At 64.4% G+C, this 19,755-nt stretch carries 21 protein-coding genes; 13 read left to right on the plus strand and 8 right to left on the minus strand.

The window, feature by feature from the left end; genetic code table 11:
- A partial coding sequence (locus tag Q0629_RS09105; RefSeq protein WP_298781635.1) for a hypothetical protein occupies positions 1–355 on the minus strand: 355 nt, incomplete at its 3' end.
- Between the two features lie 60 nt (positions 356–415).
- Positions 416–1,012 carry a bifunctional adenosylcobinamide kinase/adenosylcobinamide-phosphate guanylyltransferase gene (locus Q0629_RS09110; protein ID WP_298781639.1) on the minus strand — a complete coding sequence of 199 codons (597 nt, stop codon included), beginning with the start codon at positions 1,010–1,012 and terminating at the stop codon, positions 416–418.
- Between the two features lie 117 nt (positions 1,013–1,129).
- On the opposite strand from Q0629_RS09110, the gene cobS reads away from it, so the two are divergent.
- From cobS to Q0629_RS09125, 3 genes are all read left to right on the plus strand, one after another.
- Entirely contained in the window at positions 1,130–1,894 is a 765-nt protein-coding gene (cobS, locus tag Q0629_RS09115; protein ID WP_298781642.1) for an adenosylcobinamide-GDP ribazoletransferase, read from the plus strand.
- Positions 1,891–2,286, plus strand: a complete 396-nt coding sequence (locus Q0629_RS09120; RefSeq protein ID WP_298781644.1) for a bifunctional adenosylcobinamide kinase/adenosylcobinamide-phosphate guanylyltransferase — start codon at positions 1,891–1,893, stop codon at positions 2,284–2,286. Before cobS ends, Q0629_RS09120 begins: the two co-directional genes overlap by 4 nt.
- Positions 2,287–2,470: 184 nt before the next feature.
- Complete coding sequence (locus Q0629_RS09125) at positions 2,471–3,259, plus strand: HAD hydrolase family protein (RefSeq protein ID WP_298781645.1); 789 nt, start codon at positions 2,471–2,473, stop codon at positions 3,257–3,259.
- 91 nt (positions 3,260–3,350) lie between these two features.
- On the opposite strand, the gene Q0629_RS10205 is transcribed toward Q0629_RS09125, so the two are convergent.
- The 6 genes from Q0629_RS10205 to Q0629_RS09150 all read right to left on the minus strand — a co-directional run bounded on the left by Q0629_RS10205 (position 3,351) and on the right by Q0629_RS09150 (position 10,068).
- Positions 3,351–4,328 carry a hypothetical protein gene (locus Q0629_RS10205; RefSeq protein ID WP_366123295.1) on the minus strand — a complete coding sequence of 326 codons (978 nt, stop codon included), beginning with the start codon at positions 4,326–4,328 and terminating at the stop codon, positions 3,351–3,353.
- Positions 4,249–5,439 (minus strand): GTP-binding protein, encoded by a 1,191-nt coding sequence (locus Q0629_RS10210; RefSeq protein ID WP_366123296.1) that lies wholly within the window; start codon positions 5,437–5,439, stop codon positions 4,249–4,251. Before Q0629_RS10210 ends, Q0629_RS10205 begins: the two co-directional genes overlap by 80 nt.
- An 87-nt stretch (positions 5,440–5,526) precedes the next feature.
- Positions 5,527–7,017 (minus strand): Asp-tRNA(Asn)/Glu-tRNA(Gln) amidotransferase subunit GatB, encoded by a 1,491-nt coding sequence (gene gatB / locus Q0629_RS09135; RefSeq protein WP_298781647.1) that lies wholly within the window; start codon positions 7,015–7,017, stop codon positions 5,527–5,529.
- A 1-nt stretch (position 7,018) separates the two neighbouring features.
- Positions 7,019–8,479 (minus strand): Asp-tRNA(Asn)/Glu-tRNA(Gln) amidotransferase subunit GatA, encoded by a 1,461-nt coding sequence (gene gatA / locus Q0629_RS09140; RefSeq protein ID WP_298781649.1) that lies wholly within the window; start codon positions 8,477–8,479, stop codon positions 7,019–7,021.
- A 2-nt stretch (positions 8,480–8,481) separates the two neighbouring features.
- On the minus strand, positions 8,482–8,772 hold the full coding sequence (gene gatC / locus Q0629_RS09145) for an Asp-tRNA(Asn)/Glu-tRNA(Gln) amidotransferase subunit GatC (RefSeq protein WP_298781651.1): 291 nt from the start codon (positions 8,770–8,772) through the stop codon (positions 8,482–8,484).
- 285 nt (positions 8,773–9,057) lie between these two features.
- Positions 9,058–10,068 (minus strand): DUF4198 domain-containing protein, encoded by a 1,011-nt coding sequence (locus Q0629_RS09150; RefSeq protein WP_298781653.1) that lies wholly within the window; start codon positions 10,066–10,068, stop codon positions 9,058–9,060.
- Between the two features lie 429 nt (positions 10,069–10,497).
- Between Q0629_RS09150 and aroF the strand changes: the two genes are divergently transcribed.
- From aroF to Q0629_RS09200, 10 genes are all read left to right on the plus strand, one after another.
- Positions 10,498–11,517, plus strand: coding sequence for a 3-deoxy-7-phosphoheptulonate synthase (aroF, locus tag Q0629_RS09155; protein WP_298781656.1), 1,020 nt, complete (start codon positions 10,498–10,500; stop codon positions 11,515–11,517).
- Positions 11,514–12,350, plus strand: coding sequence for a prephenate dehydrogenase/arogenate dehydrogenase family protein (locus Q0629_RS09160; RefSeq protein WP_298781658.1), 837 nt, complete (start codon positions 11,514–11,516; stop codon positions 12,348–12,350). Before aroF ends, Q0629_RS09160 begins: the two co-directional genes overlap by 4 nt.
- Entirely contained in the window at positions 12,351–13,430 is a 1,080-nt protein-coding gene (gene aroB / locus Q0629_RS09165) for a 3-dehydroquinate synthase (protein WP_298781661.1), read from the plus strand.
- Positions 13,427–14,713 carry a 3-phosphoshikimate 1-carboxyvinyltransferase gene (gene aroA, locus Q0629_RS09170; RefSeq protein WP_298781664.1) on the plus strand — a complete coding sequence of 429 codons (1,287 nt, stop codon included), beginning with the start codon at positions 13,427–13,429 and terminating at the stop codon, positions 14,711–14,713. The genes aroB and aroA overlap by 4 nt, the downstream gene beginning before the upstream one ends.
- Positions 14,703–15,821, plus strand: coding sequence for a chorismate synthase (gene aroC, locus Q0629_RS09175; RefSeq protein ID WP_298781667.1), 1,119 nt, complete (start codon positions 14,703–14,705; stop codon positions 15,819–15,821). Before aroA ends, aroC begins: the two co-directional genes overlap by 11 nt.
- Positions 15,822–15,858: 37 nt before the next feature.
- On the plus strand, positions 15,859–16,995 hold the full coding sequence (locus Q0629_RS09180) for a bifunctional chorismate mutase/prephenate dehydratase (RefSeq protein WP_298781669.1): 1,137 nt from the start codon (positions 15,859–15,861) through the stop codon (positions 16,993–16,995).
- 2 nt (positions 16,996–16,997) lie between these two features.
- Positions 16,998–18,236, plus strand: coding sequence for a shikimate kinase (locus tag Q0629_RS09185; RefSeq protein WP_298781672.1), 1,239 nt, complete (start codon positions 16,998–17,000; stop codon positions 18,234–18,236).
- Positions 18,217–18,669 carry a type II 3-dehydroquinate dehydratase gene (aroQ, locus tag Q0629_RS09190; protein WP_298781675.1) on the plus strand — a complete coding sequence of 151 codons (453 nt, stop codon included), beginning with the start codon at positions 18,217–18,219 and terminating at the stop codon, positions 18,667–18,669. The genes Q0629_RS09185 and aroQ overlap by 20 nt, the downstream gene beginning before the upstream one ends.
- A gap of 459 nt (positions 18,670–19,128) precedes the next feature.
- Entirely contained in the window at positions 19,129–19,377 is a 249-nt protein-coding gene (locus Q0629_RS09195; protein ID WP_298781678.1) for a type II toxin-antitoxin system Phd/YefM family antitoxin, read from the plus strand.
- Entirely contained in the window at positions 19,377–19,640 is a 264-nt protein-coding gene (locus tag Q0629_RS09200; RefSeq protein ID WP_298781681.1) for a Txe/YoeB family addiction module toxin, read from the plus strand. Before Q0629_RS09195 ends, Q0629_RS09200 begins: the two co-directional genes overlap by 1 nt.
- Positions 19,641–19,755 lie beyond the last annotated feature (115 nt).

Genomic DNA, 19,755 nt, shown 5'->3' on the forward strand with positions numbered 1-19,755 from the left:
GGAAGGCGCGCATGGCGGCACGGACGCGCTGCGCCTCCGCTCCCTGCCGCTCAAGTCGCTCCCTCACGGACGGCAACAGCATAGCCGTCGCCCCCACGACCGCGAAGAGGGCGAACCCCAACACGGAGATCGTCTGGACGCGGTACCTGTTCCAAAGCTCGCGCCACATTGCCGCCCCTCCTCCCCAATTCGTCCGGCTCTCCGCCCGTGCCCCACCGTGGAGCAAAGCGGTCATCGTCTTGCGCTCGCCGCGATCTTCTTTGAAGCAATCAGGATAAAAGATACCACGGAACCCGGCGCAGGTCCAGAGCACGGTGCGGCGAAAGAGCCTATGGGCAAACCCGCGAAAACTCACAGGCCCCTCCAGTTGAAAATGACAGAGCGTGATGCCTCGCAAATCACAGGCTGCGGCGGTTTATCGAGGATTGTGCTCGTCTGGGGCAGGTTTCATTCCGTAGCCGTCGAAGATTCGGGAGGCGTCCCCCTTCCAGAATCGGGCGATGCCGAAGGCGCACTCCACCGCAGCGTCCGCCCTGGCTGCCAACAGCACGTGCAGATCCCCCAACAGGCGAACGTAGCCCTCTACGGCCGCGTCGTAGCGGACCCCATCCGAGAAAATGTCGTCCGAAACGACGATGAGGTCCCGCACGCGATCCTTCAGGGCCAGGGTGGAGCGCAGGATCTCGCCTCGCACCTCGTGGGCGCCGCGAACGCTTCCGTCCTCCAGGAACATCTCGTTGGCGGCCCAGTTGGGGAGGCATTCCAGCAGCACGAGGGCGCCCCTGGGGATGGAGTGCAGGACGCCCGTCAGGTCCCGCTCCCGTTCGACCGTCAGAAAGCCGCGCCCGCTCCGAGCCCTCCTGTGGCGCTCCACGCGCCGTCGCATGTCCTCATCGCTCACGCGGGCCGTCGCCAGGTAGACGCGCGGGACATCCGGCGACAGCGCCAGCGCGGCCCGCTCCGCCCACTCGCTCTTTCCGCTGCGCACGCCGCCCGAGATGAAGAGGAACATCAGGCCCTCGCCGGAGCGTTTTTCGTCAAATTCATGTAGAATAGGGGGACGTATCGCGGTCCGCCGCGGAAGCGGACCGACCGTGACAAGACGCCTTGAATCGAGGTGACGTGTGTCGTGGACATCCTTCGCTCCTTTCTGCTCGCGTGCTCCTTCCTCACCATCCTGCCCGTGCCGGCAACGGAGTGGACGGAGGACAACCTGCGGCCTTTCTGCCTCGCGTTCCCTCTGGTGGGGGTTCCTCTGGGAGCCCTGTGGGGACTTCTGGCGTTCGCCCTTTCAAGCTGGGGCGCCTCCCCTGCGCTGCGCGGGGTCGTCATGACGCTCTGCGCGCTGGCTCTGACGGGAGGCATCCACATGGACGGCCTCATGGACACGTGCGACGCGCTCCTATCGCGGCGCGACCGCGAGGCGCGGCTCAACATCCTCTCCGACCCCCACGCGGGGTCGTTCGCCGTCATGGGCTGTGCCGCCGTCCTGTTGCTGCAGTCCGCGACCTTCGCGGAGCTGCTCTCCGCTCTCCCCTCCAGGGCTTTTCTGCTCCTCCTTAGTACCATCCCTCTGTGGTCGCGGCTCGGCATGGGACTCCTGCTGAACGCCACGCCCTTTGCGCGGGAGGACGGGCTCGCCAGAACCCTGGGGGCGCTGCGCACGAGGCGGCACTCGATCTATCTGATCGCGGGGGCGGCCCTGCTGGCCGCGTGGAACTTCCGGACGGCGGGTGCGCCGGCGCTCTACCTCCCCCTGACGGAGTGTGCCGTCTTCCTCCTGTGGCGGCGCTGCTGTCTGATGGCCTTCGGGGGCGTCGCAGGGGACCTCCTGGGGGCTCTCAACCTGCTCTCGGAAACGGCAATGCTCCTAGTCCTGAGGGGGATGCTGTGAGCGCACAGCCGATGCACCTGATCCTGGGCGGCCGGCACATGGGAAAACGCGCCTACGCAGACTCCCTCTACGGCCCCGCCCTCGTGCCGTGCGACCTCGCCTCGGCGGACCTCGCCCTCCTCACCTCCGCCGACAGGGTCCTCAACCTGCAGGAGGGGGTTCGGCGCCTCCTGTCGGCCGGAGCCGACGCCGGCGAGTTCTTCAGGGCTCACCTGGAGGACCTCAGGACCTGCGTCCTCATTGGGACGGAGGTCGGCTGCGGCGTCGTCCCCACGGACCCCATGGAGCGGCGCTGGCGCGACGAAACGGGGTTCCTCTACCAGATGCTGGCGCACGAGGCCGCGATCGTGGACAGGGTCTGGTGCGGGCTGGCCCTTCGCCTTAAGGGGTGACGGCGATGACGCGGAGCAAGCCGCCTGCGACCGCCAACCGCATCGCGAGCCGGTGAAGGCTTGAACTTTGCAAGCCGCCAATTTTCAAGAAAGCGCTGCCGAACCTCTCCACGGGACGGTCAGGCGCCGCCTTGACAGCTTTACGGATGAAGCCGCGCTCCCTTTGAGCATGGAAGGAGAGCCCATGAAACGCAAATACGTTTTCTTTGACATCGACCACACGCTGCTCAGCCACGTGGGGACGAGCCACATCCCGCCCGAAACGCGCGAAGCCCTTCGGCTCCTGAAGGCGAACGGGCACGTTCCCGCCCTCGCGACGGGGCGCGGGGCCTTCCTCGCCCACCCCATTGCGAAGGACCTCGGCATCGAGCTGCTCGTCTGCGCGGACGGCGCCCACATCCTCAACGGCGGAAGGACCCTGCACCGAACCTGTCTACCGGCGGTTGCCCTCGACGACCTCCGCAGTCTGGCCGCGCTGCGCCCGGAAGAGGTCGCCGCGATGGACGATTGCTTCATCTACACGGACAACAAAAGCGAGGACTGGCGGACGTACTTTGAGGCTCAGGCGGGGTACGCCTGCGTCCGTCCCCTGCGGGAGATGGATCGGGCGTTCCTGGGCTGCCTGATGGTGCGGCCGCCCCTACGAGGGGATTACGGCCCCTTCACCACGCCGCCTGCAGGCGTCCTGATCGAGGCCCTGCACGACCTCGTCGAGATGCGGGCCGAAGGCGTCTCGAAGTGGAACGGCATCGAGCGCGTCATGGAGCACTTCAGGACGGACGCCTCCGACGTCATCACCTTTGGGGATGGGCTCAACGACGTGGAGATGCTGCGCCGCGCCTCGATCGGCGTGGCGGTCGCGAGGGCTAGTCGGGCGGCCAGGGACGCGGCCTCCTTCGTCGCCGAGGACATCGACGACGGCGGCATACTCAAGGCATGCCGCCACCTGAAACTGATTCCGGACGGGGATTGACCGACGGCACGATCCCCCCTTCGTCAAGGACAGGAGGCCCCGCCGCATAACCGGCGGGGCCTCCTCTGCGGTGCAGAGGCCACGGGCGGGATCAGTTCTCCTCCGCGTCTTCCTTCTTGTGGGCGGCGATGACCTTCTTGGCGATGTCGGCAGGGACCTCCTCGTAGTGGGAGTACTGCATGACGAAGCTGCCCTCGCCCGACGTCATGGAGCGGAGGACGATCGCGTAACGGAACATCTCTGCCATGGGGGCCTGCGCCTTGACGACCTGCAACTTGCCGTGGCCCTCCGTGCCCATGATGCGACCGCGGCGGCTGTTGAAGTCACCCATGACGTCGCCCATGAACTGTTCGGGGACCGTGACCTCCACGTTCATGATCGGCTCCAGGAGCACGGGCGAGGCGTCCATGATGCCCTTGCGGAACGACAGGCGCGTGGCCAGCTTGAAGGACATCTCGGAGCTGTCCACGTCGTGATAGGAGCCGTCGTAGAGTTCGGCGCGGAAATCCACAACCGGGAAGCCCGCCAGCGGTCCCTCCGACATGTACTCGTGGAGCCCCTTCTCCACCGCCGGGATGAAGTTGCGCGGCACCGCGCCTCCAACCACGCTGTCCACGAACTCGAAGCCCGCGCCGCGCTCCAGCGGGCTGTAGCGGATGTAGACGTCGCCGTACTGGCCGTGGCCGCCGCTCTGTTTCTTGTGCTTGCCCTGGGCCTCGGCCGTCTTGCGAATGGTCTCGCGGTAGGGCACCTGGGGCGTTTGGGTCTCGAGGTCGATGCCGTAGCGCTCCTTCATGCGGGACAGGACGATGTCGATGTGCAGGTCGCCCATCCCGGAGAGGACGTTGTCGTGTGTTTCCGGGTTCTTCTCGAACGTCAGGCCCCGGTCCTCGTCCAGCGTCTTGGAGATGGCCGTCCCCAGCTTATCCTCGTCCGCCCTCGTCTTGGCCACGATCGCCACGCTGTAAACGGGGGCCGGATACTCGATTTTAGCGTACTGGTACGGCGCTCCGCCCTTCGTGCCCAGCGTGTGCCCCACCTTCGTGCTCTGCAGTTTCGGGATGGCCACGATGTCGCCGGCGATTGACGTCGCTGCCGTCCTTGCCGCACATCATCTTGAAGGAGCTGATCCGCTCGTCCTCGCCCTTCTTGACGTTGTAGATGTTGTTGCCGTCGGAGGAAAGCCTGCCGGCGTAGACGCGGATAAAGGACAGTTTGCCGACGTAGGGGTCCACCATGACCTTGAAGCAGAGGGCCGAAAACGGGTCGTCCAGGTTCGGCTTCACCTCGACCGCCTTCTCGCCCTCATACGCCTCGACGCTGCCGACGTCCACCGGGGAGGGGAAGTAATCCGCGACGAAGTCCAGCATCTGCGGCACCCCGACGTTTGCCGTCGCAGACCCCGTCAGGACGGGCATCACGCGGCGCGAAACGATGGCCATCTTCAGCGTTCGGGCCAGGTCCGCCTCGGACACGGCCCCCTCCCCCTCGTCCAGGTACTTCTCCATCAAGGCGTCGTCCATCTCGACGGCGGCCTCCAACAGCGCCTCCCTTGCCGCCTTTGCGGCGTCGGCCATGTCGGCGGGGATGGGTTCTTCGGTAAACTTTCCGCTGCCGTCCAACGGGTACTTGTAGGCCTTCCCCTTCAGGACGTCAACGATGCCGCTGAGTTTGTCCGCCGAACCGATGGGCAGGAAGACCGGCAGGGCGTTCGGCGAGAACTGCTCATGGATGTCCGCGAGGACCTTCTCGAAATCCGCGTTCTCCCGGTCCATCTTCGAGATGTAGAAGGCGACGGGCACGCCCTGATTCCCGGCGTACTCCCAGGCGCGCCCCGTCTGGACCTCGATGCCGCCCACCGAGCTGACCAGGATCACGGCGGTGTCGGCGACGCGAATGGCGGCGCTCATCTCCCCCGCGAAGTCGGCATAGCCCGGTGCGTCCAAGACGAAGAACGTCTTTCCGTTCCGCTCCATCGTCAGGAGGGAGGTGCTGATTGAGATTTGGCGTTTCTGCTCCTCAGGCTGGAAGTCACTGACCGTGTTGCCCGTCTGTACAGAGCCCATGCGTGTGACCTGCCCATTGTCGAAAAGCATCGCCTCGGCCAATGAGGTCTTTCCTGCGCCGCCATGGGCTACCAGCGCGAAACTCCTCGTGTCCTCAGGTTTACGTACTCCCATCCTCCAACACCTTCCTCGATTTAGTTTTTCTAAAAAATAAAGCCTTGCTGGCCTTTATCCTATCGCCCCTTGCAGGACGTCAATCCCTTAAAGTCCCTCAAGCAGTTTCGCAATCCTGTCGGGCAGCTCAGCCGGATTTGCCTGTCCCTTCGCTTCCTTCATGACCAGGCCCTGGAGGAACTTCATCTTCTTGCCCTTCGTGTCCTTGCCCGACCGGATCACGTCCACGACGTCACGGTTCGCCTCCAGCACCGCGCGGATCATCTCCGTCAGCGCGTCGTCCGTGACGCCGCCCTCGGTGACGCCGCAAGCCTTTGCCGCGTCGTCGACGGCCGTGCCCGTTTCCGCCATGCGGTCAAAAACGGCCTTGGCCTGGGTCGTGGAGAACCGGCCGTCCTCAACGCGCTGAACGAGCTCCGCCAGTGCCCTGGGGGCGATCTTGAGGTCCTCCAGCCCGATCTGCCGCTCGTTCAAGGTCCGCAGGACCTCCGTCCGAACCCAGTTGGCCGCACGGACCGGCGCTGCGCCGGCCGCGACGCAGGCCTCGAAGTACTCCGCGAGGTCCCTGGAATCCGTCAGGACGTCCGCGATCTCAGGAGGGATATGCATCTCCTCTACGTAACGCTCCGCCTTCACGTCGGGCATCTCAGGCATCATCGCGATGACCTCGTCCGCCCACTCCTTCGAAACGACGAGGGGGGGCAGGTCCGGATCGACGATGAACTTGCGGTAGAACTCCTTGGAGCGCGACGCCGTGGTCACGCCCTTGGCGTCGTTCCAGTGGCGCGTTTCCTGAAGCACCTGTCCGCCCTGGAGCATGACCTTCTTCTGGCGCTTGATCTCGTACTCGATGGCGCGCTCCAGCGCGTGGAAGGAGTTCATGTTCTTGACCTCGACCTTCTTCCCCCAGCGTCCGTCGGAGCACTTCATGGAAACGTTCGCGTCAAAGCGCATCATGCCCTTCTCCAGGTCCACGTCCGAGGCCCCGGAGTAGCGCACGCGGCGGCGAAGCGTCGTCACGTATTCCACCGCCTCCCGCGCCGAGGAAACGTCCGGCTCGGACACGATCTCGGCCAGCGGCAGCCCGGAGCGGTTGTAGTCCACGTAGGATGTCGCCGCGCCTTCCAGACGCCCGTCGGCCGCGCTGTGGTGGAGGCGGCCCACGTCCTCCTCAAGGTGAAGGTGGTGGACCCGAATCCTCTTGAGCTTCCCCTCGTCGTCGTGGACCTCGATGTATCCCGTGGTCACGATGGGAAGGTCGCACTGGCTTGTCTGGTAGCCCTTCGGCAGGTCGGGATAGAAGTAGGACTTGCGGAAGAAGAGCGACTGGGGCTGGATCGTGCAGTGCAGCGCCAGGCCCGCCAGCATGCCCTGCTGCACCACCCTGGCGTTCAGGCGCGGCAGCGCGCCGGGAAGCCCCATGCAGATGGGACAGATGTTCGTGTTGGGGTCCGCGCCGGTGTCCGTGGAGCAGCCGCAGAAAATCTTGGTGTCCGTCTTGAGCTGAATGTGGATTTCGATGCCGATAACGGGCGTAAACGTCAGTTCGCTGTTCATGTTCTCATCCTTCCCGGACATATCAGAGCCCTCCCCGCGCGATGGAGGGAGAGCCAAGGCACTCCTCCAGCGTCAGCCCCGCGTTCAGCAGGTCGGGGTCGCTCCAGCGGGCGCCAATCAGCTGCAGCCCGACGGGCAGTCCTGAAGCCGCGTGCTCCACGAAGAAGGAGAGCCCCGGCAGCCCCGCCAGGTTCACGGGCAGGGTGTAGAGGTCCGATTCGTAGCCCTTCATCTTGTCCCGGTCCGTTTCCCCGATCTTCGGCGCCAGCAGCGGCGTGACGGGCTGAAGGATGAAGTCGGCGCTCTCGAAAGCCTTTGCGAACTCCCGTGCGATCAGCGTGCGCACCTTCGTCGCCGCGACGTAGTACTCGTTGCAGCGCGTGGGCTCCGTAAGGCAGGTGCCGGCGATGATGCGCGACTTCACCTCGCTGCCGAATCCCGCGGAGCGCACGGCCTCGAACATCTCCTTGCTGCCGACCGCGTCGTCCACCGTGTAGCCGTAACGGATGCCGTCGTAGCGTTCGAGGTTCGTGTGGGCCTCGGACATGGCCAGTGCGTAGTAGCAGGACACCGCATAGCGGGCGACGATGGGGAGCCCCACCTCCAGGATATCGGCCCCGGCGTTCTCCAGGAGCCTGCGAACGCGCGCCATGGCGTCCGCGATGGGGGCCTCCAGGGTGAAGGCCTGAAACTCCTTCACCAACGCCACCCGCTTCCCCTTCAGGTCCATTTTGTGGGGCGTGAAGTCAAAGGACTTTCCGGGGACGCTGCTGGAGTCCATGGGGTCGTAGTGCGCCAGGACCGCCATCGCGAGCTGCAGATCCGACACCGTCCGGGCGAGGGGCCCCACCTGGTCCAACGAGGAGCCGTAGGAGATGACGCCGTAGCGGCTCACCATGCCGTAGGTCGGCTTGAGCCCGTAGACGCCGCAGTAGGAAGCCGGTTGACGGATGGAACCGCCCGTGTCGCTGCCCAGCGCGCAGGGGACGTAGGCCGCCGCGACGGCCGCTGCGCTGCCGCCCGAGCTGCCCCCCGGAACGTGCGTCACGTCCCAGGGGTTCTTCGAGGGGCCGAAGGCGGAGTTGCCGCAGGTGTTCCCCATGGCGAACTCGTCCATGTTGGCCTTGCCCAGCAGGACCGCTCCCGCCCCCTGCAGGAGGGACCACACCGTCGCGTCGTACGGCGGGCGCCAATCGCCCAAAATCTTGCTGGCGGCCGTGGTCCGCACGCCCTTCGTGCAGAGGTTGTCCTTCAGCACGACGGGAACGCCGCCCAATGGGCCGACGTCCTCCCCGCGCGCGATCCGGGCGTCGATCTCCGCTGCCCTCCTGCGGCCCTCCTCCGTCAACGTGATGAGGGCCGCAAGCTTCGGCTCGCAGGAAACGGCACGGGCAAAACAGGCGTCAAAGAGCTCCAGCGCGGAAAACTTCTTCGTGCGGACGCCCTCGGCGGCGTCCCGCAGGTTCAACTCAAAGAGCTCCATGATCAATCCTCCATAATGCGGGGGACCTTGAAGTAGTCCCGCTCCACGTGCGCGCTCTCGCGCAGGATCACATCCCGGCCCCCAAAGGGCTTGAGGACGTCGTCCCGCAGCGGACACTCCATCGTTTCAGCGAAGCAGAAGGGCTCCACGTCCTTGAGGTCCAGCTCCTTAAAGCGATCCAACATGTCCAGAAAGTCGTTGATGTAGCCCACGGCTGCGGCCAGCTCACCCTCCGTCAGAATCAGGCGGGCCTCCAGGGCGATATCGCGCACTTCGTCACTGCTCAACTTCATCGCCGCACTTCCTCTCACTCTTTCCGAAAGATTCAAAATCCGCGGCCGTGCCCTCGCTTCGGCCGCCGAATTATGCACACATTATGAAATTATAGCAGTTAGGGGCTTTCTTTCAAGACAAACATCACCGGGCCCAAGCCCCGGCAGGGGCAAACCCCCTTCGGGAAAACAAAGGGGCTGCCCGAAATCGGCAACCCCATTTTCTACGCGTCGTTACGCTTCAGGCCTTTCAGTCGGCTCTCTTTACCCTATGTCAAATAAGGGGCGTGGCGGAGCGATGAAAACTCAAGCCCTTCGCTTCAGCAACAATGCCGCTCCCAGAACCAGCGAAAACCCGCCCAGCCCTGCGTTGCAGCCGCTGTTCCGTTTATTCTCGGAGTCAGTCGAAGCTCCGGGGACGTCCACGATCAGGGTCGAGGCGTAATAATCGGCCTTCCGATCCGTCCCCGCAGGGGGCACGCCATGCATGATCCCAAAACAGTTGTACCCAGCGTTCTTCAGAGTGAAATCAAAGGTTCCGTCCGCCCTGGTCGTCGCAATCTCGGTGGTGTTCGTCGGGCCTTCATCGCCGATGACCACCTTCGACGCCTGGTCGGCCCACTCCACCTTAGCTCCGCTCAGGGGCTGACCTTTGAACAGGGCCCTGAAGGTCACCGTCTTTCCCGCCGCGAACTCGGCCACCTCGCTCACGGGAACGATCTCGAGCACTTCATTGCCGCCTGCCGCCCGGGTGGAGAGGCCATCGGCCTTTGCATTCAGAATCTGCTTCGAATAACCCCAGTAGTGCATCTTCATTTGGGGAGAAGGCGCGTAAGTGACGTCGTTCACCCTCGCGTCCAGGATCACCGTTCCTTCCTTTTTCAACGTTGCCTGCGAAACGTGAGAATCCGTCCCTTTCTCAATGACAGCCCCCGGGTCGTCGTAGTCCTTGAACTCCGGAAAGGACTCAGAGGTCCCATCCGCGTAAAGGAACCGGGCTGAAAAGATATCGGACCCCAAGTGCAGATGCGCCGCTCCGGCCTGCACCTTCAAAAACTCTTCCGTAAAGGAGAGCTTGGCCGTATAAGATCTTCCGACCGCTACAGAATGAACGCTCGTGTCGGGGATTATGGAGAAGAAATGCGCCTCGGCCGACACGGCCCCGTACAGGGAAAAAACCACAGAAAATACCGCTGCTAAAAACCAGTTACGCCTCAAGATACTCACTACTCCTTCAATTTGGATATTAAAGAATCCCCTTTTCACAGGGAATTCAACGACCTTTTTCTTCCCAATAATTACATTATACCCTTCCAAAAGTTTATTCGAAGTAACCTAAGTTAATATTTATGTACAAAAGTTTACAACAAAAAATTTCTGCGTCAAGCGGCGGAATTTTTCCCAAATTTTAGCTTGACTTTCTGTTATGCTTGTGTAATGATTTGCAGCATCGTTTGGCGAGCCTCTTTTACTTAAAGAGGAGGGTCTGAGTTTGCGGCCGACAGGCCGTGCGGGCTTTTGGAACCTGGAATCGAGGTCTTTTGAGATGCGTCTTACCGCGGTCAAGCGCTTTAGCTATTGCTTTTTCGGCTTTGCCTATTATTACGGCAGGCCCAATTTGCGCTTGGCTGGGAGTGAAGCTCTTTAACGCACCCTCTTCGTTGCGGCATCAAGAACGCCCCCGGCAGCCATGAAACGCTGCGGGGGCGTTTTCGTTTCTTATATCAAACTATGGAGGTAGTCGTCATGATCATCATTCTGAAAAAAGATCCGGATCCGGCACAGCTTGAGAGCCTCGTCGCGTGGCTTCGGGAGAAGGGGCTTCAGGTTCACACCAGCACGGGCGAGTCCCACATCGTGCTGGGGCTTGTGGGCGACACGGCCTCGATGGACATCGACCTCATCGCTGCGCTCGACATCGTCGAGAGCGTGCGGCGCGTTCAGGAGCCCTACAAGAAGGCCAACCGCAAATTCCACCCCAAGGACACCATCATCGAGGTCGCAGGCCGCCAGATCGGCGGCGGGACCCTAACCATCATGGCGGGGCCCTGCTCCGTCGAGAGCGAGGAGCAGATTCTGGCCGTGGCCCAGGCCGTGAAGGAGAGCGGCGCGACGATGCTCCGCGGCGGCGCCTTCAAGCCGCGCACCTCGCCCTACTCCTTTCAGGGCAAGGGCGTCGAGGGCCTTCGCCTTTTGAGCCTCGCCAAAAAGGCCACGGGGCTGCCTATCGTCACCGAGCTGATGGAGGTCCACCAGCTCGAGTACTTCGACGACGTGGACGTCATCCAGGTCGGAGCGCGCAACATGCAGAACTTCAACCTTCTGAAGGAACTGGGCAAGCAGGACAAGCCCATCCTGCTGAAGCGCGGCATGTCCGGCACCATCGAGGAGCTCCTGATGAGTGCGGAGTACGTCATGAGCGAGGGCAACGAGAAAGTGATCCTCTGCGAGCGTGGCATCCGAACCTTCGAGACCGCAACGCGCAACACGCTGGACCTCTCCGCCATTCCCGTCCTGCGGCAGCAGAGCCACCTCCCCATCATCGTGGACCCAAGCCACGCCACGGGCAAGGCCAACCTCGTCCCCCCGATGGCCCTCGCCGCCGTGGCAGCCGGAGCCGACGGCCTCATCATCGAGGTCCACAACGACCCGCAGCACGCCCTCTGCGACGGAAGCCAGTCCCTGCGCCCCGAGGTCTTCGACCGGCTGGCGAAACAGCTCAAGGCCCTTCACACCGCCGTACAGGACATGGAGAGGACGGCATGAACGTCGGGATCGTCGGCCTGGGGCTCATCGGCGGCTCCATGGCGAAAAGCGTCAAGACGCGCACGCTCCACGCCGTATGGGGGGCGGACATCGACAGTGAAACCATGACGCTGGCCCGCCTGTGCGGGGCCATTGACGGGCCTCTGACGGATGAAAACCTCGCCGACTGCGACCTCCTCCTGCTGGCCCTGGCGCCCCGGTCCGTCGTCGGCTGGGTGCAGGAGCACGCGAAAGGGATCGCCCGCAAGACCGTCGTGATCGACCTGTGCGGGATCAAGCGGGCCGTCTGCCGGGAGCTCGCGCCACTGGCGCGCCAGCACGGCTTCACCTACGTCGGAGGGCATCCCATGGCGGGCCTGGAGCGCAGCGGGTTCGTCAACGCTCAGCCGGACCTCTTCGCCGGCAGCTCGATGATCCTCATGAAGAGCCCGGAAACGGACATCCAGCTCCTCGACCGGCTCAAGGCCTTCTTCACGGACGTCGGCTTCGCCTCCCTCACCTTCACGACCCCGGAGGAGCACGACCGGATCATCGCCTACACCTCCCAACTGGCCCACGTGGTGTCGAGCGCCTACATCCGCTCTCCGGAGGCCCTCGAACGCCGGGGGTTCTCCGCCGGCAGCTTCCGGGACATGACCCGCGTGGCGCGCCTCGACGAAACCCTCTGGACGGAGCTCCTCATGGACAATCGGGACTTTCTCGTCGGCCAGATCGAAACCCTGATCGACAACTTAAACGGATACCTAGACGCTCTGAAGTCGGACGACGCCACACGCCTCAGAGCTCTCTTGAAGGAAGGTCGGGAGAAAAAGGCCCAGGCGGGAGGGAACTGAATGCCCGCCGTCGTCAGGGTCAACGTGGGGTCAGGGTACGACGTCGAGGTCGGGGCGGGGCTCCTGCAGCGCTGCGGGGAGAGGATCGCGCGGGCGCTGGGACCCCGCAGGGCCTTCGTTGCGACGGACGCCAACGTCGGCCCCCTCTACCTGAGAGCCTGCCTCGACAGCCTGGCCAACGCCGGATTCACGCACGCCTCCCTTGCCCTCCCCGCCGGGGAGGCCGTCAAGAACCTCTCCTCCTTCGGCGAGCTGCTCGAGGCGATGGCCCGTGAGGGCATGAGCCGCACGGACGTCGTCATCGCGTTGGGCGGGGGCGTCATCGGCGACCTGGCAGGCTTCGCCGCGGGGTGCTACATGCGGGGCATCCCCCTCGTCCAGGTCCCCACGACGCTGCTCGCCGCCGTGGACTCCTCCGTCGGGGGCAAGACCGCCGTGGACCTGAGCGCCGGTAAGAACCTGGCGGGGGTGTTTCATCAACCTTCCCTCGTACTGTGCGACACGGACTGCCTGACCTCCCTGCCGGACCGGGAGTATCGGTGCGGGGCCGCCGAGGCCATCAAGGTCGGGGTCCTGGGCGACGAGCCCCTTTTCCGGCTCTTCGAGGAGGAGGCCACGCCGCGGGACCGCCTTACGGACGTCATTCTGCACTGCGTTCGGTACAAGGCGGCCGTGGTGGAGCGCGACGAGCGCGAGCAGGGCGAGCGCAGGCTGCTGAATCTGGGGCACACGGTGGGACACGCCATCGAGCGGTGCTCCGACTTCTCCATCCCTCATGGGCTGGCCGTGGCCGCAGGCCTCGCGATCATCGCGCGCGCCTCGGCAAGGCGGGGCTGGTGCGCTCAGCAGGTGGCCCACCGCATCGAGAGGACGCTCATCAGGAACCGCCTGCCCGCGACCACGGACTTCCCGGCCGAGGCCCTGGCCCGCGCGGCGCTCTCCGACAAGAAGCGCTCCGGCGGCGATATCACGCTGATCACCCCGAAGGAGGTCGGCGTCTGCGAGCTGCGCCGGGTGGGGATCGACGAGCTCCCCGGCGTCATCGCCGACGGCCTCGCCGAATCGGGTGAATCGGAATGAGGGTCCTCATCCGCCCGCGTCCTCTCGCCGGGACCGTCACTGCCCCGGCGTCCAAGTCGGAGGCCCATCGCCTCCTGATCTGCGCTGCCCTCTCCGACCGGCCGACGCGCCTGAGGCTCAACGGCACCTCAGAGGACATCGAGGCCACGGTGGACTGCCTGCGTAGCCTCGGCGCCGAAGTCCTCCAAGAGGAGGGCGCCCTCGTCGTCACTCCCATCCGGCACGTTCCCGACAGCCCCCTACTGGACTGCCGGGAGAGCGGATCGACGCTGCGGTTCCTGCTGCCCGTGGCGACGGCCCTGGCCGGGGAAGTGCGCTTCACCGGCAGCGGACGCCTGCCGGAGCGCCCCATCGGCGCGCTCCAGGCCGCCATGGCCCAGCACGGCGTGTCCTTCAGCGCAGACCACCTGCCGTTCAAGACCTCTGGCCGCCTTCAGGGCGGCGCCTTCGACCTGCCGGGCGACGTCAGCTCCCAGTACGTCACGGGGCTCCTCCTGACCCTTCCTCTGCTCGACGGCGACAACCTCCTGACCGTCCACCCGCCCCTACGCTCCGCCGCCTACCTGGACATCACGCTGACGGCGCTGCGCCGCTTCGGAGTCCGGCCCAGCGAGGAGGGCGGAGGCACGGGGCTCCCCCGGCGCTTTCAGCTTTCGGGGCCTCAGCCGTTCCGCTCCCCCGGTGATCTGGAGGTCGAAGGCGACTGGTCCGGCGCGGCGTTCTTGTTGGCGGCCGGGGCCTTGACCGGCCCCGTGACCGTTCGGGGCCTCGACCCCGCCTCCCCCCAAGGGGATCGGAGGATGCTGGACTTCCTCAAGGCGTTCGGAGCGGAGGTGAGCCTGCGGAAAGACGCGGTCACGGTGGCCCCTGGCTCCCTTCGGGGGCTGGAGGGCTGCCCCCTCGATGTCGATGCGACCCCCGACCTCCTGCCGGTCCTCGCTGCGACGGCGGCGTGGGCCAGCGGCAGGACGGCCTTCGTCAACGGCGGGCGGCTCCGGCTCAAGGAGAGCGACCGCATCGCCTCGACGCTCTCGCTCATTCGCTCCCTTGGAGGCCGTGCGGCGGAAACGCCGGAGGGCGACGGGCTCATCGTCCACGGCGGCGGGCTGGTCGGAGGGACCGCGGAGGGCTTTCACGACCACCGCATCGTCATGGCCGCGGCCGTCGCGGCCTCGCGCTGCCCTCAGGGCGTGACCGTCACGGACGCGGAGGCCTGTTCCAAGTCCTACCCGGCCTTCTTTGAAGACTACGCACGGTTGGGAGGCGATGTCCATGTCCTCTGAGTTCGGCGTCAACATCCGCTTCAGCGTCTTTGGACAGTCCCATGGGCGGGCCATTGGGATCCTGATCGACGGGCTGCCGGCGGGCGAACCCATCGACATGGAGGAGCTGGCGGCCTTCATGGAGCGCCGGCGCCCGGGGAAGTCTCGCCTGTCGACGGCGCGAAGCGAGGCGGACCGGCCCCTCATCCTGTCGGGCGTCCGGGAGGGCAGGACCTGCGGCTCCCCGCTCTGCGCCATGATCGAGAACGCGGACGCGCGCTCGGAGGACTACGGAAAGTTGTCGGACACGCCCCGCCCCGGGCACGCCGATTACACGGCGTGGGCGAAGTGGGGCGGCGCGGCGGACATGCGGGGCGGCGGGCACTTTTCGGGACGGCTCACCGCGCCCCTGTGCGTCGCGGGCGGCATCGCAAAACAGCTCCTGTCACGGCGGGAGGTTTGGGTGGGCGCACACCTGGCGGAGGCCGCGGGGCAGGCGGATGCTCCCCTCCCCCTCCGCCCATCGGCCGAGCTCCTTGCAGCCGTCGCCGGACGGGAGATGCCTGTCCTCGACGAGGAGGCCGGTGCGCGCATGAAGGAGGCCATCCTGAAGGCCGCGGACGAGGGGGACTCCGCAGGGGGCATCGTGGAGTGCGCAGCCATCGGCCTGCCCGCCGGGCTGGGCGAGCCGATGTTCGGGGGCGTGGAGAACCGGTTGGCGGCCGCCCTGTTCGGGGTTCCGGCCGTCAAGGGCGTGGAGTTCGGCGCGGGCTTCGCAGCGGCGCGCATGAGGGGTTCTCAGGACAACGACCCCTTTGAGGTGGACGAGGGGGGGGAAATCCGGACCGCCTCCAACAACGCGGGCGGCATCCTGGGGGGCATCACCACGGGGATGCCCCTGATCCTCCGGGCCGCCGTCAAGCCCACGCCCTCGATCTTCCAGCCGCAGCGCACCATCAGCCTGTCGCGGCGCAAGGTGGCGGAGCTCCGCATCACGGGCCGGCACGACCCCTGCATCGCCCATCGAGCCGTCCCGGTGATCGAGGCCGTAACCGCCTGCGTGCTCCTGGACCTGCTGCACGACAAGCCCCCCGTCCTGAGGCCGGGGGCTGCGGACGATGACGCATAACCGAAAAAACACCGCCATAACATTAGGAGGAAAAATCATGGACATCGCTGAAGTTCGTACCAAGATCGACGACCTTGACCAAAGGATGCTGGACCTCTTTCTGGAGCGCATGAGCCTGATGGGAGAGGTGGCGAAGTACAAGGAGGAGCACCACCTGCCCATCGAGGACCGGACCAGGGAGCGCGAGGTGCTGGCAAGGGTGATGGACAGGGCGGGCGACATGGAGGAGTACTCCTTCTACTTCTTCTCCAAGCTGATGAGCCTCGCCAAGGCCAGACAGAACGAGCTCCTCTCCAGCCCGACCAAGGTACGCGCCCTTGTGGAGCGCGCGGTTGCCCGCGTCGAGGACCTGTTCCCCAAGACGGGGAGCGTGGCCTGCCAGGGGGTGGAGGGCTCCAACGCCCAGGCCGCCTGCGACAAGCTGCTGCCGCGGGGTCGCATCCTCTACATGAAGACGTTCAAGGCCGTCTTCGACGCCGTGGGGTCCGGGCTGTGCCAGTACGGCGTTCTGCCCATCGACAACAGCCTGAACGGCTCCGTGCGAGCGGTGTACGAGCTGCTCAGGGAGCGCAAGTTCTTCATCGTCCGCAGCACCCGCCTCTTCATACGCCACGTGCTGATGGCGAAGCCCGGCGTCAGGCTCAGCGAGATCAGGAACGTCTACTCCCACCCCCAGGCGCTGGGGCAGTGCTCGGACTTCCTGGACTCCCTCAAGGGCGTCGAGGCCATCCCCTACCCCAACACGGCGTCCGCAGCCAGGATGGTGGCGGAGTCCGGGGATCGGACGGCCGCGGCCATCGCGGCGCCCGACTGCGCCGCCCTCTACGGGCTCACCCCATTGAAGGAGGACATTCAGGACAACGACAACAACCAGACCCGCTTCATCTGCATCGCGAAGGAGCCCGTCATCTACGCCGGTTCGAACCACCTGAGCGTCATCCTGGCCTGTGCGAACACCCCCGGCGCGCTGAACGACGTCCTCTCCAAGCTGGCCGCCCACGGGGTCAACATGAACAAGCTGGAGAGCTGCCCCGTCGTGGGGCGCAATTACGAGTTCATCTTCTTTCTGGAGATGGACGGCTCCGTGCAGGACGCGGGCGTCCTCTCGATGCTGGAGGACCTGGAGCGCTCCTGCCCCAGCTTCGACCTCCTGGGAAACTACGCGATCGTCTGAGCATGCCCGCCTTTGGACTCATCGGACGAACGCTGGGGCACAGCTGGTCCGTCCCCATCCACAGGGCGCTTGGCTGCGAGGAGTATCGGCTGTTCGAGCTTGAGCCGGAGGAACTTGAGGGCTTCCTTCGGCGGGAGGACGTGGGGGGGCTCAACGTGACGATCCCCTACAAGCGCGACGTGATGCCCCTCTGCGACGAGCTGGCGGAGAGCGCCCGCCGCGTCGGCAGCGTGAACACGATCGTGCGGGGCCCCAAGGGACTGGTGGGACACAACACCGACCTCTACGGGCTGCTCTGGGCTGCGGAGCGCGCGGGCATCTCCATGGCGGGGCGCAAGGTCGTGATCTTCGGCTCCGGCGGGGCCTCCCTCGCGGCACGGGCCGCGGCGGAAGCGCAGGGCGCCCGGTCGGTCGCCGTCATCTCCCGCAGGGGACCGGACAGCTATCGGAACCTGAACCGTCACGCGGACGCGGAGGTGCTCATCAACGCGACGCCCGTCGGCATGTACCCCCGGACGGGCGACAGGGTCGCGGACCCCGCCCTCTTCCCCCGGTGCCGGGGCGTCATCGACCTGATCTACAACCCGCGGCGAACCGCCCTTCTGATGCGGGCGGAGGAGCTGGGGATCCCCTGCACGGACGGCCTGCCGATGCTCGTGGCTCAGGCGGCCGCAGCGGAGGAACTCTTTACGGGGCACGAGGGCGATGAGGAGGAGGTCCAGCGCATCACGGCCCGCCTGAGGCGTGAGATGATGAACGTCGTCCTGATCGGGATGCCGGGCTGCGGCAAGACGACCGTAGGCCGGGAGCTGGCGCGCTTGACGGGACGCCCCCTGGTCGACCTCGACGAGGAAGTCGCCAGGGCGGCGGGACGGTCCATCGAGGCCATCTTCAGGGAGGAAGGCGAGGGGGAATTTCGCCGCCTCGAGCGCGAGGCGGCGGCGAAGGCCGGGCGCGAGAGCGGGCGGATCATCGTCACGGGAGGCGGTGTCGTCAAGGACTTTGAGAACAACTACCCGTCCCTGCATCAGAACGGGCGCATCTGCCATCTGGAGCGGGACACGTCCCTGCTGGAGCGCCGGGGACGCCCCCTATCGCTCTCCGCGGACCTCGATTCCATGTACCAGGAGCGCCTGCCGATGTACCGGCGATTTCGGGACGCAGCCATCGTCAACGACGCCTCCCCGCGTGACGCCGCGGAGGCGGTCTGGAGGGATTTCCTTGAGAATATTGATCGTTAACGGTCCCAACATGAACCTGCTGGGCCTGCGCGAGCCTGAGATCTACGGCCGGACGACCTACGGGGAGCTGACGGCGATGATCGAGGATGAGGCGGCACGGCGCGGCATCGAGACGCAGTTCTTCCAATCCAACCACGAGGGGGCCATCGTCGATGCCATCCAGGACGCCGCAGGCCGATTTGACGGTATCGTCATCAACCCCGCGGCCTACACCCACACGAGCGTCGCCATACTGGACGCCTTGAAGGCCGTCGGGCTCCCAGCCGTCGAGGTCCACGTCTCCGACCCTGACGTCCGGGAGGACTTCAGAAGGACCTCCTACGTCCGCGCCGCCTGCATCGCCACGGTCAAGGGCAAGGGGCTGCGAGGCTACATCGAGGCGGTCGATATCCTGAATCAGTATTTATGCGGAAAACCGACCAATCCCGCATAGAGTCCTTGCATTTTGATTTTATGTGCTATAATAAAGCGCCTTTCAAGATAACCCATCAACGATTCCATTCAGGACAAAAGTCCCGGGCCCGAAGACAAAGGGCCCGGCTTTTCCTACCCGTTTCTTTACGTTTGCGCACCTCTGTGTTTGAATAAAGAGGGTGGTATCGAGCTTAGGGGCTTCATCAGGGGAGGCGGGGCACGCTGTTAAACGTGCTTTTTACAGCCACCGTCTTGTTGCGTACCTGCTTTCGGTTGGAGGCCCTCAAGAGGGCAGAAAACGCCTCGTCACACGACAGCGACCTTAAGGACCATCAGGACTAAAAGGCAAAACCTCTCCGGATTTTTGTCAACCGCATGGGCTCCGAGGTGCGGCAGGTAAGTATGTACACAATAGTGTACGGAATACTGACAAAACGAAAAATGTACGCTATAATGTACATGACTGGAGGTGAGCAGTATGCTTAGTACGAACATCACGAATTTCAGAAAAAATATTTTTGGAATGTTGGAGCAGACGATCAAGTTTAATGAGCCTGTGAATATCAGTACCAAGGACGGCAACGCCATTGTTATCAGCGAGGAAGATTACAACGGTCTTATGGAAACGCTGTACCTTTCGTCTATTCCAGCTATGAAAGAAAAAATCATTGAAGGATTGAAAACTCCACTGGATGAGTGCTTACCGGAAGATGAAGTGCAGTGGTAATGTATTCAATCGTTTACACAAAGAAAGCAACCAATGATATAAGAAATATCAAGTCGGCGAAATTGGAGAACAAGGCAAAGGCTTTGATAGAGCTGATCCGGGAAAATCCATATCAGACACCGCCGCCGTATGAAAAGCTGCAAGGTGATCTGCAAGGAGCCTGTTCTCGGCGGATTAATATTAAGCACCGCCTCGTATATGAGGTTTTGGAAGAAGAACGGACGGTAAAGATTATCAGCCTATGGACGCATTATGAATTTTAAGAAAAAGGACACTCCCAAGCAATGGGCAGGTCTACGAAAGGGTGGCTGCCCCGTAGGGGCTGGGACTGACGGCCCGTGAGCAAGGGCGAACGGCAGCCGGAAGGCTCCCCGAAGG

The organism is uncultured Fretibacterium sp., assembly GCF_938030725.1.
In the GTDB taxonomy this organism is placed as follows: Bacteria; Synergistota; Synergistia; order Synergistales; family Aminobacteriaceae; genus Fretibacterium.